Below are 12,753 nucleotides of genomic sequence, written 5' to 3'. Positions count from 1 at the left end.
CAGGGGCGGGCGGGATTTCCCGAAGGAAGGGCTCAGCCGTTCGGCGTCGGGTCGGCGGGCGTCGGCGCCCCGCCGTCCTCGGCCGATGCCGAGACCGCGGCATCGGCCTCGGTGCCGGCCGGAGCCGTCACCACGACCTGGGCGGCGGCGGATGCCGCGGCTTCCGCCGCGATCCGCTCGTCCGCCTTGGCCCGGATTCCGCGCCATGCGGACTCCGCGGCCTGCTGTTCCGCTTCCTTCTTGCTGCGGCCGGTGCCGGTGCCGTACGAGACACCACCGACGCGGGCGGCAGCGGTGAAGGTCTTCTCGTGGTCCGGACCGGTCTCGGTCACCAGGTATTCCGGTACGCCGAGGCCTTCGGCCGCCGTGAGCTCCTGGAGACTGGTCTTCCAGTCCAGGCCGGCCCCGAGGTTCGAGGACTTCTCGATGAGCGGGTCGAAGAGCCGGTGAACCAGCTCCGAGGCCGCGTCGAGGCCCTGGTCGAGGTAGACCGCGCCGATCACCGCTTCAAGGGTGTCGGCGAGGATGGAGGCCTTGTCCCGGCCACCCGTGCCCTCTTCACCCCGGCCGAGCCGGATGAAGGAGCCGAGGTCGAGGCCGCGCCCGACCTCCGCCAGTGCGCGCGAGTTGACCACCGCGGCCCGAAGCTTGGCCAGCTGGCCTTCGGGCAGGTCGGGGTGGGTCGTGTACAGCGTGTCCGTGACCACCAGGCCGAGCACGGAGTCCCCGAGGAACTCCAGGCGCTCGTTGGTGGGCAGACCGCCGTTCTCGTACGCGTACGAGCGGTGGGTCAGTGCACGCACCAGAAGGGCGGACTCGAGTCGATACCCGAGCCGCCCTTCCAGAAGCGTGTGGGACGAGGCCGCGTTGTTACTGTCTGCCTGCTTCTCAGCGTTGGACAGCTCAGACATTGCGCCTCTCACCAGCCGCTCAGACCTCGAGGACCTGGCGCTTGTTGTAGGTGCCGCAGCTCGGGCACGCGATGTGCTGGAGCTTCGGCTCCTGGCAACGCTCACACGAAACCAGGGTGGGGACCGCAGCCTTCCACTGCGACCGGCGGTGGCGCGTGTTGCTGCGCGACATCTTCCGCTTCGGAACAGCCACGGCTACTTCTCCTGCTTCTCGGCGGCGCCCTGAACTCCGTCAGAGGCAGTGCCGCTCATGTTGTCCTTCTCGTCGTCCTGATCGGTCACGACGAGTCCCTGCAATGCCGCCCAACGGATGTCGACGGCGTCATGGTGGTGGTCCGGGTCGTCGTTCAGGCTGAGCCCGCAATCGGGGCACAGTCCGAGACAGTCCTCCCGGCACACCGGCTGCATGGGCAGTGCGAGCACCACCACATCGCGCAGCACGGGTTCGAGGTCGAACAAGCCGTCCTCGAGGAAGAGCGTGTCCTCGTCGTCCTCGGCGTCGTCGGCCGGCTCCGCTTTGGTGCGGCTCCGGTCGTCGGCGTCAGGGTACGAGAACATCTCCTGGAAGTCCGCCTTGAGTTCGCGCTCGACGGACTCCAGACACCTTACGCACTCCCCTACGGCCGATGCACGGGCGGTGCCTGTGACAAGCACCCCTTCCATGACCGACTCCAGGCGGAGGCTGAGCTTCATCGGGGCGCCTTCCGGTACCCCGATGACGCCGACGAGACCGAAGTCCGCCGGTGTCGCGATCTCACGGGACAGCCGCTGCATGGCACCAGGACGCCGACCCAGCTCGTGCGTGTCGAACACGAGGGGGTTGCGGTGGTCGAGGCGGGTGTTCAGGGCCGTTCCTGCTTTCACAGATCGCTGAAGATCAAAGATTCCGCCACATAAGGGCAGCATGGATCGCGGTGCATACGCGCGACCGAAGGGCCAGGATACCCGGCGCTTCGCTCTGAGCCCAATCCGGCCTCAGCGCCCCTGCTCGTACTGGCGCAGCTGGTCCAGGTTGATCATGCTCGTGTCGAAGAAGCTGGTCTCGTCGAGCGCGGGCTGCTGGGGGTGCTGCTGGGCCTGCTGCTGGTGCTGCGCGGCCTGCGGCTGCTGCTGTGCCGCCTGCTGCTGGTAGGCCGCGTACGGGTCGGGCTGCTGCTCGTAGCCCATCGCCGCGTACGGGTCCGGCTGCTGGACCTGCTGCTGGTAGCCGTAGGGGTCCTGGTAGGCGTAAGCGTCCTGCGGCTGGGGCTGCTGCTGGTAGCCGTAGGCGTCGTACGCGGGCTCCTGCTGGGTCTGCGCCGGGATCACCGGGGCCGCGGGCTCCGCCAGGCCCGCCAGGAAGTCCGCGTCGCTCGCCGAGCGGGACTGCTGCGCGCCCGCGGCGTCCTGGGCGGCCATGTGCGCGCCGAGGTCGTCGGTGGGGACCCGGCCCAGCAGCTTCTGCCGGCCCCGGCCGACCGCCTCCAGGGTCTTGGAGAGGACCGCCTCGAAGGTCGCCAGCTTCGTGTCCACGTACGCGTCGGCCTGCCGGCGCTGCGTCTGCGGATCGTCGCTGCGCTCGGGCGCCTCGGCGTCCGGGAAGCCGTCCTCGTCGAGCCCGGGCCCGCGGCCCAGGAGCTTCTCGCGGCCGCGGTCGACGGAGCCGATGGTCTTGCTGAGCACGACCTCGAAGTTCGCGAGCTTGCTGTCGACGTAGTCGTCGGCCTCGGCGCGGATCTCCTCGGCCTCCCTGCGGGCGTCCGCCAGGATCCGGTCCGCCTCGGCCTGCGAGCGGCGCGCGACCTCGGTGTCGGAGATCAGCGAACCGCGCTGGGCGTGCGCCGACTCGATGATCCGCTCCGCCTCGCGGCGGGCGTCCTCGACCATCTGCTCCCGGCCCCCGATGAGCTCCTGCGCCTGCGCGAGCGAGCCGGGCAGCGCCTGGCGCACCTCTTCGAGCTGCGCGAGCAGCTCGGCGCGGTTGATCACGCAGGAGGCCGACATGGGCATGGACCGGGCGCCGCCGACGGCCGCGACGATCTCGTCGAGCTTCTTCTGCACGTCCATGGGGGCTCGCACTCTCTCGGCCTCGGGCGGTTCCTGAGACGGACGGGACGACTGTAAGGCCACCGGGTGAACGCCCGGCACCCGACTGACGGCCCGTCAGCGAGTCAGCGGTTCGCGAGCCGCTCCGTCAGCGCCGCGTGCACGTGCGGCGGCAGCAGGTGGGCGACGTCGCCGCCCCAGGTCGCGACCTCCTTGACCAGGGAGGACGACAGGAAGCTGTAGGTGGGGTTGGTCGGCACGAACAGCGTCTCGACGCCCGAGAGGCCCATGTTCATCTGGGCCATCTGAAGCTCGTAGTCGAAGTCGCTGACCGCGCGCAGGCCCTTGACGATGGCCGGGATGTCGCGCTGCTTGCAGAAGTCGACGAGCAGTCCGTGGAAGGACTCCACCTCGACGTTGCCGTAGTCGGCGGTCGCCTCGCGGATCAGCTCGATCCGCTCCTCGACGGTGAACAGCCCCTGCTTGGACTGGTTGATCATCACGGCGACGTGCACGACGTCGTAGAGCCGGGAAGCCCGGCCGATGATGTCGAGGTGTCCGTTGGTGATGGGGTCGAATGACCCGGGACAGACGGCTCGGCGCAACTTGGGTCCCTCGCTCTCCGATGCGGGCATCATGAGTCTTCGCAGGTGTCGGCGGCGCGACCGTACCAAAGGGTGCCTTCGCCGTACTTGCGGGAGCGCAGCGGCTCGAAGCCCGCGGGCCACGGGAAGGCGCCGCTGCGCGTACTGCGCTCCACGGTGACGAGCGCATCGTCCGTGAGCCAGCCATTGGCGCGGAGTGTGAGCAGGATCTCGCCAAGATCGTCATGGCCGACGGCGTACGGCGGGTCCAGGAAGACGACGTCGTACGGGTCCGCACCCGACGGGACCGCCACGATCTGCTCCGCCTTGCCCGCCCGGAACTCGGCGCCGGGCAGGCCCAGCGCCTTGATGTTGTCCCGGATCGCCTTGGCGGCCTTGGCCTCGGGCTCCACCAGCAGCGCGTGGGCCGCGCCGCGGGAGAGGGCCTCCAGGCCGACGGCGCCGGAGCCCGCGTAGAGGTCGAGCACCCGGGCCCCGTCGACGCCGTGCAGCGACTCCCAGGTGGAGAACAGGCCTTCACGCATCCGGTCCGAGGTCGGCCGGGTGCCGGTGCCCGGGGGCACGGTCAGCCGTCGCCCGCCGGCGCTGCCGGCGATCACGCGGGTCATCTGGGGTCCTTCGGTACGACGGTCATGGCTACTGCGGAGTTCCACGATAGGTCGTACCGCCCGGGACGGCCCCGGGCGGTACCGGGCGACCGCGGCTCAGCCCTTCTCCAGGTACTGCTCCCGCTCGGCGTCCAGCAGGGCCTCCAGTGCGCTCCGCAGGCCCGGCAGCCCCCGCAGCTCGGGGTCGTCGGCGACCACGCGGGTGGCCTCCTCCCGGGCCTGGGCGATGACCTCCTCGTCCTCGATGACCGCGAGCATGCGCAGCGAGGAGCGCACGCCCGACTGGGCCTGGCCGAGGACGTCGCCCTCCCGGCGCTGTTCCAGGTCGATGCGGGAGAGCTCGAAGCCGTCGAGGGTGGCGGCGACCGCGGCGAGCCGGGCCCGGGCGGGGCTCGCCTCGTGCATCTCGCTGACCAGCAGGCACAGGCCGGGCGCGGAACCGCGGCCGACGCGGCCGCGCAGCTGGTGGAGCTGGGAGACGCCGAAGCGGTCCGCATCCATGATCACCATGACCGTGGAGTTCGGGACGTTCACCCCGACCTCGATGACGGTGGTGGCGACCAGCACCTTGACCTCGCCGGCCGCGAAGCGGCGCATGACGTCGTCCTTGTCGGCCGGGTCCATCCGCCCGTGCAGCACCTCCACCGACAGCCCGGCGAGCGGCCCGCGCCCGAGCTGCTCGGCGATGTCCAGGACGGCCAGCGGGGGCCGCTTCTCCGCGTCGTCCTCGGCGGAGGCCTTCTTCTTGGGGTCGTCCTCGCCGTCGCCGATGCGCGGGCACACCACGTACGCCTGGTGCCCGTTCTCGACCTCTTCGCGCACCCGCTCCCAGGCCCGGGCCAGGAAGTGCGGCTTGTCCTTGGCCGGTACGACGTGGGTGGCGATCGGGGAGCGGCCGGCGGGCAGCTGGTCGAGGACGGAGGTCTCCAGGTCCCCGAAGACGGTCATCGCGACGGTGCGCGGGATCGGGGTCGCGGTCATGACCAGCAGGTGCGGGGGCTGCTTCCCCTTGGAGCGCAGGGCGTCGCGCTGCTCGACGCCGAAGCGGTGCTGTTCGTCGACGACGACCAGGCCGAGGTCGTGGAACTGCACCTTGTCCTCGATGAGCGCGTGCGTGCCGATGACGATGCCGGCCTCGCCGGTGACCAGGTCGAGCAGGGCCTGACGGCGCGCGGGCATCCCCATGGAACCGGTGAGCAGCACGACCTTGGTCCCCTGGTCGGAGCCGCCGAGCATCCCGCCCTCGGCGAGCTCGCCCATCATCTCGGTGACGGACCGGTGGTGCTGCTGGGCGAGCACCTCGGTGGGCGCGAGCATGGCGGCCTGCCCGCCGCAGTCGACGACGGCGAGCATGGCCCGCAGCGCGACCATCGTCTTGCCCGAGCCGACCTCGCCCTGGAGGAGGCGGTGCATGGGGTGTTCCGTGGCCAGGTCGTCGAAGATCTCGCGGGAGACCGTCTGCTGGCCGTCGGTGAGGGTGAAGGGGAGCTTGGCGTCGAAGGCGTCGAGCAGGCCGCCCGGGGCGGGGCGGCGCGGGACGGCGGGGAGCTGGGAGTCGGCGTGCCTGCGGCGGGCCAGGGCGACTTGGAGGACGAAGGCCTCGTCCCACTTCAGCCGCCGGCGGGCGTCCTCGATGTCGGCCTTGGTGCCCGGCCGGTGGATCTTCAGCAGGGCCTCGGTGAGCGGGACCAGTCCGCGGCCCTCGCGCAGGGCGTCCGGCAGCGGGTCCACGGCCTCCCCGGCGCTGGGCAGTACGGCGTCCACGCACTTGGCGATCTTCCAGGACTCCAGCTTGGCGCAGGCCGGGTAGATCGGGATGAGCTGGTTGGCGAAGGCGGTCGCGGCGTCCCGGTCGGAGGCGTCCGCGCCGAGCGGCTCGTACGCGGGGTGGGAGAGCTGGAGCTTGCGGTTGAACAGGCCGACCTTGCCCGCGAACATGGCGCGGGTGCCCGGCAGCAGGTCCTTGTGCGGCTTGTGGACGCCCGCCCCGAAGAAGACCAGCTGGAGGCGGCCGCTGCCGTCGGTGATGGTCACCTCCAGGCGTTTGCCGCGGCCCCCGTTGAAGGTCAGGATCCGGGCGTCGGCGACCTGGGCGACGACCGTCACGTGCTCGTCGATCTGGTCGGCGAGCTCGGCCAGCGAGGTCAGCTCGCCGCGCTCGGCGTACCGCCGCGGGTAGTGGTGCAGCAGGTCCAGGGCCGTGTGCAGGCCGAGCTGCTCGGCCAGCACCTTGGCGGTGGCGGGGCCGAGCGTCTTCTTGAGGTCTTCGTCGAGCGCGGGCACGCCTTCATTGCACACCATGGCGCTGACAAGTCGGCTATTCGACCCCGATGAGGAGGGGCGCCGAGTACCGCCCGCCGCGGTAGGTGACCGTGTCCACCGCCAGGTGTCCGTGCTGTACGTACGCCTCCAGGCGTTCGGCGAGGGCGTCCGGCACCTCCGGTCCCAGGACCAGGGTGACGAGTTCGCCGCCGGAGCCCAGCATCCGCTCCAGGACGGCCTGGGCGGTCTCGTCGAGGCCGGAGCCGATGACGGCGACGTCGCCGTCGATGAGCCCGAGCACGTCCCCGGCCTGGCAGATGCCGGCGGAGGTGAAGGACTGCCGTTCGGCGACGGCGAGTTCGCCGTAGCGGGTGGCTCCGGCGGCCGCGGTCATGGCGACGACGTCCTCGTCGAAGCTGCCCTGCGGGTCGTGGACGGCGAGGGCGGCCAGGCCCTGGACCGCGGACCGGGTGGGGATCACGGCCACCCGTACGCCGTCGGCGCGGGCCTGTTCGGCCGCCGCGGAGGCGACGGCCCGCTGGTCGGCTCCGCCGGGCAGCAGCACCACCTCGCGGGCGTGCGCGCGCCGGATGGCGTCGACGAGCGCGGCGGCGTCCGGGACCTCTCCGGGGCGGGCGAGCACGGTGGTCGCGCCCGCCTCCCCGCACAGCCCGGCCAGCCCCTCGCCCGGGACCACGGCGACCACGGCCCGCTGGACGCGCTCCCCGCGCGCCCGGCGCCGCTCGTCGCCGAAGTGGGTGATGCGGATCCGGTACGGCCGCCCGGCGACCACGCCGGCCTCCACGGCGGCGCCGGGGTCGTCGACGTGGACGTGCACGTTCCACAGTCCGTCGCCGCCGACCACCACCAGGGAGTCCCCGAGTCCGTCGAGGCGCCCGCGCAGCTCGGCCACGGCCGGCTCGGCGGCCTCCAGCAGGTAGATCACCTCGTACGCGGGCCCGCCCTGCTCGTCGGCGTCGCAGGGCTGCGGCGGCCGCGGCACGGGAACGGCCCGGCCGCGTACGGCCTCGGCGGCGGGCGGGCGGCCCGACAGCGCCTGCGACAGCGCCCCGAGTACGGCGACCAGCCCGCAGCCCCCCGCGTCGACCACTCCGGCCCGGCCCAGCTCGGCCAGCTGTCCCGGGGTGTCGGCGAGGGCGGCGCGGGCCCCGTCGTAGGCGGCCAGGGCCACGTCGGCGGCGGCCGCCCCGGACGCCCCGGCCGCCTCTGCGGCGCGGGCCGCCGCCGCGGCGGCGACGGTGAGCATCGTGCCCTCCACCGGGTGCGCGACGGCCCGGTAGGCCTCCTCGGCGGCCCGGGTCAGCGCCTCGGCCAGCAGCCGGCCGGGCCCGCGGCCCGCGGGCTCGTCGCCGAGCACGTCGGCCACTCCGCGCAGCAGCTGCGCGAGGATCGTCCCGGAGTTTCCGCGGGCGCCTATGAGGGCGCCGTGCGCGTAGGCCCGTACGGCCTCCGACAGGGTGGCGTCCGCTGTGGTCTCGCTCACGCCCGCGGGTGGTGTTTTGAGGGCCTCGGCCAGGGCGCGGTCCGCCGACTCGGCGGTCAGGTAGAGGTTGGTCCCGGTGTCCGCGTCCGCGACGGGGTAGACGTTGATCGCGTCGATGTCCTCGCGGGCCCGGCCCAGCGCGGCCACGGCCAGCGAGCTCCAGGTGCGCACCGCTTCGGCGTCGAGCTCGTCGGCGGGCTGCGGCTGCGGCTCGTGCTGCACCGGGCGTTCCTCCTCGTGCGGGCCAGGGTTCACCGCAGGGTAACCAAGGACTGCGGGGTGTCAGGGGCCACGGGCGGGATCGGCGGCGGCCATGGTAGTTTTCTTGGACGGACGCAGTCGTTGTATGCTGCTCCGGTTGCCCGATGAGAGTCGGGCCAATTTCCCCCGGCAAACCACTCAGACTTCTCAGACTTCTGATCCGGTGCGCCGGATTTCACTGTAAGTGCATCTGAAGTCTTTGGAGTGACCTGTGGCTGCCAACTGCGACGTTTGCGCCAAGGGGCCGAGCTTCGGCAACAACATCTCCCACTCGCACCGCCGCACCTCGCGTCGCTGGAACCCGAACATCCAGCGCGTTCGTGCCATGGTCAGTGGGACGCCGAAGCGCCTCAACGTCTGCACCTCGTGCATCAAGGCCGGCAAGGTCTCGCGCTGACGCCAACCGTCGTAGCGCAGCCCTTTCCGGTTGCCAAGAAGGCCGGTCCACCTCGTGGGCCGGCCTTTTGCCTTGTACTTGCCTGGACCGACCGGGCAGGGGAAGACCACCGCGTCACGTGACGCGGTGGTCTTCTGCCGTTCCGGCACCGTCAGCGGTGCCATTCCCAGGCGTGGTCCACCGGGCCGATGCCGCCGCCGAGCGCGAAGCCGGCCGCGATGGCGCCGCTCACGTACTCCTTGGCCTCCATGGCCGCCTGCGGGACGTCCTGTCCCTTGGCGAGCCCCGCGGCGATCGCGCTGGCGAGGGTGCAGCCGGTGCCGTGGGTGTGCCGGTTGTCGTGGCGCGGCGCGCGCAGCCACAGCTGCGTGTCCCCGTCGGTGAGCAGGTCGGCGGCCTGGCCCCCGTGGGCGGCCAGGTGCCCGCCCTTGACGAGCGCCCACTGGGGCCCGTAGGCGAGCACGGCGTCGGCGGCCCGCCGCATGTCGTCCTCGCTCTCCACGACGACGCCCGTGAGCTGGGCCACCTCGTCCAGGTTCGGGGTGGCCACGGTGGCCCGCGGCAGCAGCTCCTTGCGTACGGCGTCCAGCGCCGAGGCGGCGAGCAGCGGGTCCCCGTGCTTGGAGACCCCGACCGGATCCACGACGGCGGGGGCGGAGGTGGCGGCCAGCAGCTCGGCCACCGTCTCCACCAGCGCGGTGGAGGCCAGCATCCCGGTCTTGACGGCGTGGACGCCCATGTCGTCCACGACGGCCCGGTACTGGGCCTTCACGGCTTCGGCGGGCAGTTCCCAGACTCCCTGCACCCCGAGGGAGTTCTGCGCGGTCACGGCCGTCACCACGCTCATCCCGTGCACGCCGAGTGCCAGCATCGTCTTGAGGTCGGCCTGGATCCCGGCGCCGCCGCCGGAATCGGATCCGGCGACGGTCAGGCACAGCGGTGGCGCGTCGGTCATCTGGAGGTCTCCTCGATGGACGGGTCGGAGCCGAAGTGGTCCCAGCCGCCGGTGCTCGTCCAGGGGGCGCCGTCCACGGTCACCTGGGGCAGCGCGGACCGGTTCAGCACCTCCCCGATGACCTTCCACCGGGCCGGCAGTTTCACGTCGGGCGGGAAGGTCGCCACGATGGCGTGATCTTCCCCTCCGGTGAGCACCCACTGCAAGGGGTCGACCCCGACGGCCTGCCCGATGTCGTGCATCTGCGTCGGGATGTCGACGGCCGCCGAGCGCAGGTCGATCCGTACCTTGCTGGCCTCCGCGATGTGCCCGAGGTCGGCGATCAGGCCGTCGCTGACGTCGGTCATCGCCGTGGCGCCGAGCCCGGCGGCCGCGGGGCCCGCGTGGTACGGGGGCTCGGGGCGCCGGTGCGCCTCGACGAAGGCCCGCGGGGAGCGGAACCCGCGCGAGAGCACGGCGAATCCGGCCGCGGACCAGCCCAGCCAGCCCGTGACGGCCACGACGTCGCCGGGCTGGGCGCCGGAGCGCAGCACGGGCTCGTGGTTGCGCAGGTCGCCGAGGGCGGTGATGGCCACGGTGATGGTGTCGCCGCGGACGACGTCGCCGCCGACCACGGCCGCACCGGCGACCTGGCACTCGTCGCGGATGCCGTCCATCAGCTCGGTGGGCCAGGTGACCGGCAGCTCGGCCGGGACGACGAGGCCGAGCAGCAGCGCCGTCGGCACCGCCCCCATGGCCGCGATGTCGGCGAGGTTCTGCGCGGCGGCCTTGCGGCCGACGTCGTACGCCGTGGACCAGTCGCGCCGGAAGTGCCTGCCCTCGAGCAGGATGTCGGTGCTCGCCACGACCCGCCGGTCGGGGGCCGACACGACCGCGGCGTCGTCGCCCGGTCCGAGCCGGACCGCCGGGGTGGTGGTGAGCCGTGAGGTGAGCTCCCGAATGAGCCCGAACTCCCCCAGCTCGCCCACAGTGCCCTTCATCGCTGTGCCCCTTCTTGCCCAGTCCGCTTGCGGTCGCGAGCCGTCACAGCTCTGGGTACCGTCAACAGATACGTCAACTTCTGCTCTCCGTACGCCCCGCCGTGCGTGGCGCCGGGCCCCCGGGTCTCCCCGTGGTGCTCGGCAACGCGGTACCGTGGCGTCCCTTCTTCCCCGGGCCCACCCGAATCCCTGGGCCCACCCGAAGGTTAGGGGAATCGATCCTCGTGGCCGCCCTGGAGGTTCCGTGGTACAGGCGTACATCCTTATCCAGACCGAGGTGGGCAAGGCGTCGTTCGTCGCCGAGTCCATCAGCCAGATCCCGGGGGTGATCCAGGCCGAGGACGTGACGGGCCCGTACGACGTGATCGTGCGCGCCCAGGCGGACACCGTCGACGAGCTCGGCCGCATGGTCGTCGCCAAGGTGCAGCAGGTGGAGGGCATCACCCGCACCCTGACCTGCCCGGTGGTCCATCTGTAGCCCCCGTCTACTCTTGGCCGGTGATGACCCTCCACCGCCGGCCCCTGCGTCTGCCCGCCCTGCCCGTACTGGCCGCGGTACTGGCCCTCGCGGGCTGTGCCCCGGGTGATTCCGAAGCCCGGGTGGACCCGCCGCCCACGCCGCCCGCCGACGTCGCGGGGTTCTGTGCAGCACTGCACAAGGAACTCCCGGAGACGGTGGCCGGCCTGGCGCGGGCCGAGGCAGCGCCGGAGTCGGATCTGACCGCCGCGTGGGGCGGCTCGGCGATCGTACTGCGGTGCGGTATCCCCAAACCCCCCGAGATGGCGGATGTGAAGCAGGAGGGCGTCGAGGTGAACGGCGTCCGGTGGCTTGCGCTGAAGGTCCCCGACAGCGCCGGCGGGGGCTTCCGGTTCATCACCGGGATGCGGCTCGCGTACACCGAGGTCCGGGTCGACAAGGAGCATGCCACGGATGCGGGGATGCTGGTCGGGCTGTCCACCGTGGTGGCCAGGACCGTCCCCGAGGGCATCTCCTCGTACTGACGGGGCCGGACGCCCCTTCGCACACCGACCGCCCGCCGGGAATCCCGGCGGGCGGTCGGCATGTACGGCGCCTTCGGCTGGTGCTAGCGCAGGCCGGTGGAGCGGCTCAGGGCCGCCTGGATCAGGCGGTCCACCAGCTCCGGGTACTCGATGCCCGACTCCTGCCACATCCGCGGGTACATGGAGATCGGGGTGAAGCCCGGCATCGTGTTGATCTCGTTGATGACGAACGTGCCGTCCTCCGTGAGGAAGAAGTCGGCGCGCACCAGGCCCTCGCAGGACGCGGCGTCGAACGCCTCGATCGCGAGCCGCTGCACCTCGGCGGTCTGCTCCGGGGTGAGCGGAGCGGGCACGAGCCCGGAGGCGGAGTCGATGTACTTCGCCTCGAAGTCGTAGAAGTCGTGGCTGGAGACCGGAGGGATCTCGGCGGGCACGCTCGCGCGCGGCCCGTCCTCGAACTCCAGCACCCCGCACTCGATCTCGCGGCCGCGCAGGAGCGCCTCCACGATGATCTTCGGGTCGTGGCGCTGGGCCTCGCGGACCGCCGCGTCCAGGCCGGACACGTCGTCGACCTTGGTGATGCCGATGGAGGAGCCGGCCCGGGCGGGCTTGATGAAGAGCGGCCAGCCGTGCTCGCCGGCGAAGTCCAGGATCCGCGCCTTCGCGGCGTCCCGGTCGGCGTCCCACTCGCGGGGCCGGATGGTCACGTACGGGCCGACGGGGAGGCCGAAGGAGGTGAAGACGCGCTTCATGTACTCCTTGTCCTGGCCGACGGCCGAGGCGAGGACGCCCGAGCCGACGTACGGGATGCCGGAGAGCTCCAGGAGGCCCTGCAGGGTGCCGTCCTCGCCGTACGGGCCGTGCAGCATCGGGAAGACGACGTCGACCTCGCCCAGCGCCTTGGGGACGGCGCCCGGCTCGGTGTAGACGACCTCGCGGTTGGCCGGGTCGACGGAGAGCACGACGGCGCCGTCCTCGGAGTCCGCGAGCTCCTCGACGCTCGGGAGCTTGCGGTCGGCGATGGCCATCCGCTCGGGCTCGTCGGCGGTCAGCGCCCACCGGCCGTCCGTGGTGATGCCGATGGGCAGCACCTCGTACTTGGACCGGTCGATGGAGCGCAGCACGGCGCCCGCGGTGACGACCGAGATGGCGTGTTCCGAGCTGCGGCCGCCGAACACGACGGCCACGCGGGGCTTGCGGCCCTGCTGCTCAGGGGTCTGGGGGAGGTTCTCGCTGCTCATAT

The 12,753-nt window shown here is 72.0% G+C and carries 14 protein-coding genes; 3 read left to right on the top strand and 11 right to left on the bottom strand.

Annotated elements, in window-relative coordinates:
* Nucleotides 1-32 precede the first annotated feature (32 nt).
* From rnc to ACFY1T_RS19300, 8 genes are all read right to left on the bottom strand, one after another.
* Nucleotides 33-911 carry a ribonuclease III gene (gene rnc / locus ACFY1T_RS19335; RefSeq protein ID WP_390789207.1) on the bottom strand — a complete coding sequence of 293 codons (879 nt, stop codon included), beginning with the start codon at nucleotides 909-911 and terminating at the stop codon, nucleotides 33-35.
* 19 nt (nucleotides 912-930) lie between these two features.
* A complete protein-coding gene (rpmF, locus tag ACFY1T_RS19330; RefSeq protein WP_003965982.1) occupies nucleotides 931-1,104 on the bottom strand; it encodes a 50S ribosomal protein L32 in 174 nt (57 codons plus the stop codon).
* A 2-nt stretch (nucleotides 1,105-1,106) separates the two neighbouring features.
* Nucleotides 1,107-1,817 carry a DUF177 domain-containing protein gene (locus ACFY1T_RS19325; protein ID WP_051805119.1) on the bottom strand — a complete coding sequence of 237 codons (711 nt, stop codon included), beginning with the start codon at nucleotides 1,815-1,817 and terminating at the stop codon, nucleotides 1,107-1,109.
* Nucleotides 1,818-1,886: 69 nt separating this feature from the next.
* Nucleotides 1,887-2,957 (bottom strand): DivIVA domain-containing protein, encoded by a 1,071-nt coding sequence (locus ACFY1T_RS19320; protein ID WP_390789206.1) that lies wholly within the window; start codon nucleotides 2,955-2,957, stop codon nucleotides 1,887-1,889.
* Between the two features lie 104 nt (nucleotides 2,958-3,061).
* The gene (coaD, locus tag ACFY1T_RS19315; RefSeq protein WP_199813636.1) at nucleotides 3,062-3,541 is read right to left on the bottom strand and encodes a pantetheine-phosphate adenylyltransferase; all 480 of its coding nucleotides are present in this window, start codon (nucleotides 3,539-3,541) and stop codon (nucleotides 3,062-3,064) included.
* A gap of 29 nt (nucleotides 3,542-3,570) precedes the next feature.
* Complete coding sequence (gene rsmD / locus ACFY1T_RS19310; RefSeq protein ID WP_390789205.1) at nucleotides 3,571-4,149, bottom strand: 16S rRNA (guanine(966)-N(2))-methyltransferase RsmD; 579 nt, start codon at nucleotides 4,147-4,149, stop codon at nucleotides 3,571-3,573.
* A 96-nt stretch (nucleotides 4,150-4,245) separates the two neighbouring features.
* Nucleotides 4,246-6,450: an ATP-dependent DNA helicase RecG gene (gene recG / locus ACFY1T_RS19305; protein WP_390789204.1), complete on the bottom strand. Its 2,205-nt coding sequence runs from the start codon at nucleotides 6,448-6,450 to the stop codon at nucleotides 4,246-4,248.
* 16 nt (nucleotides 6,451-6,466) lie between these two features.
* On the bottom strand, nucleotides 6,467-8,137 hold the full coding sequence (locus tag ACFY1T_RS19300) for a DAK2 domain-containing protein (RefSeq protein WP_390789203.1): 1,671 nt from the start codon (nucleotides 8,135-8,137) through the stop codon (nucleotides 6,467-6,469).
* A 250-nt stretch (nucleotides 8,138-8,387) separates the two neighbouring features.
* Here ACFY1T_RS19300 and rpmB point away from each other — a divergent pair, with 250 nt between their 5' ends.
* Nucleotides 8,388-8,573: a 50S ribosomal protein L28 gene (gene rpmB, locus ACFY1T_RS19295; protein ID WP_030298506.1), complete on the top strand. Its 186-nt coding sequence runs from the start codon at nucleotides 8,388-8,390 to the stop codon at nucleotides 8,571-8,573.
* A gap of 151 nt (nucleotides 8,574-8,724) precedes the next feature.
* Here rpmB and thiD read toward each other — a convergent pair whose 3' ends face one another.
* Together thiD and ACFY1T_RS19285 are read right to left on the bottom strand one after the other, a co-directional pair.
* Nucleotides 8,725-9,528 (bottom strand): bifunctional hydroxymethylpyrimidine kinase/phosphomethylpyrimidine kinase, encoded by an 804-nt coding sequence (gene thiD, locus ACFY1T_RS19290; RefSeq protein WP_390789202.1) that lies wholly within the window; start codon nucleotides 9,526-9,528, stop codon nucleotides 8,725-8,727.
* Nucleotides 9,525-10,508 (bottom strand): thiamine-phosphate kinase, encoded by a 984-nt coding sequence (locus ACFY1T_RS19285; RefSeq protein ID WP_030859915.1) that lies wholly within the window; start codon nucleotides 10,506-10,508, stop codon nucleotides 9,525-9,527. The genes thiD and ACFY1T_RS19285 overlap by 4 nt, the downstream gene beginning before the upstream one ends.
* Before the next feature lie 244 nt (nucleotides 10,509-10,752).
* Between ACFY1T_RS19285 and ACFY1T_RS19280 the strand changes: the two genes are divergently transcribed.
* Both ACFY1T_RS19280 and ACFY1T_RS19275 read left to right on the top strand, forming a co-directional pair.
* Nucleotides 10,753-10,986, top strand: a complete 234-nt coding sequence (locus ACFY1T_RS19280) for an Lrp/AsnC family transcriptional regulator (RefSeq protein ID WP_030162831.1) — start codon at nucleotides 10,753-10,755, stop codon at nucleotides 10,984-10,986.
* Between the two features lie 23 nt (nucleotides 10,987-11,009).
* Nucleotides 11,010-11,510 (top strand): DUF3515 domain-containing protein, encoded by a 501-nt coding sequence (locus ACFY1T_RS19275; protein WP_390789278.1) that lies wholly within the window; start codon nucleotides 11,010-11,012, stop codon nucleotides 11,508-11,510.
* Nucleotides 11,511-11,593: 83 nt separating this feature from the next.
* Here the strand turns inward: ACFY1T_RS19275 and ACFY1T_RS19270 are convergent, their stop codons facing one another.
* Nucleotides 11,594-12,751 carry a D-alanine--D-alanine ligase family protein gene (locus ACFY1T_RS19270; RefSeq protein WP_030859919.1) on the bottom strand — a complete coding sequence of 386 codons (1,158 nt, stop codon included), beginning with the start codon at nucleotides 12,749-12,751 and terminating at the stop codon, nucleotides 11,594-11,596.
* Nucleotides 12,752-12,753 lie beyond the last annotated feature (2 nt).

The organism is Streptomyces sp. NPDC001194 (assembly GCF_042896985.1).
Classification (GTDB): Bacteria; Actinomycetota; Actinomycetes; order Streptomycetales; family Streptomycetaceae; genus Streptomyces.
This window is presented reverse-complemented; position numbering and strand designations above follow the sequence as displayed.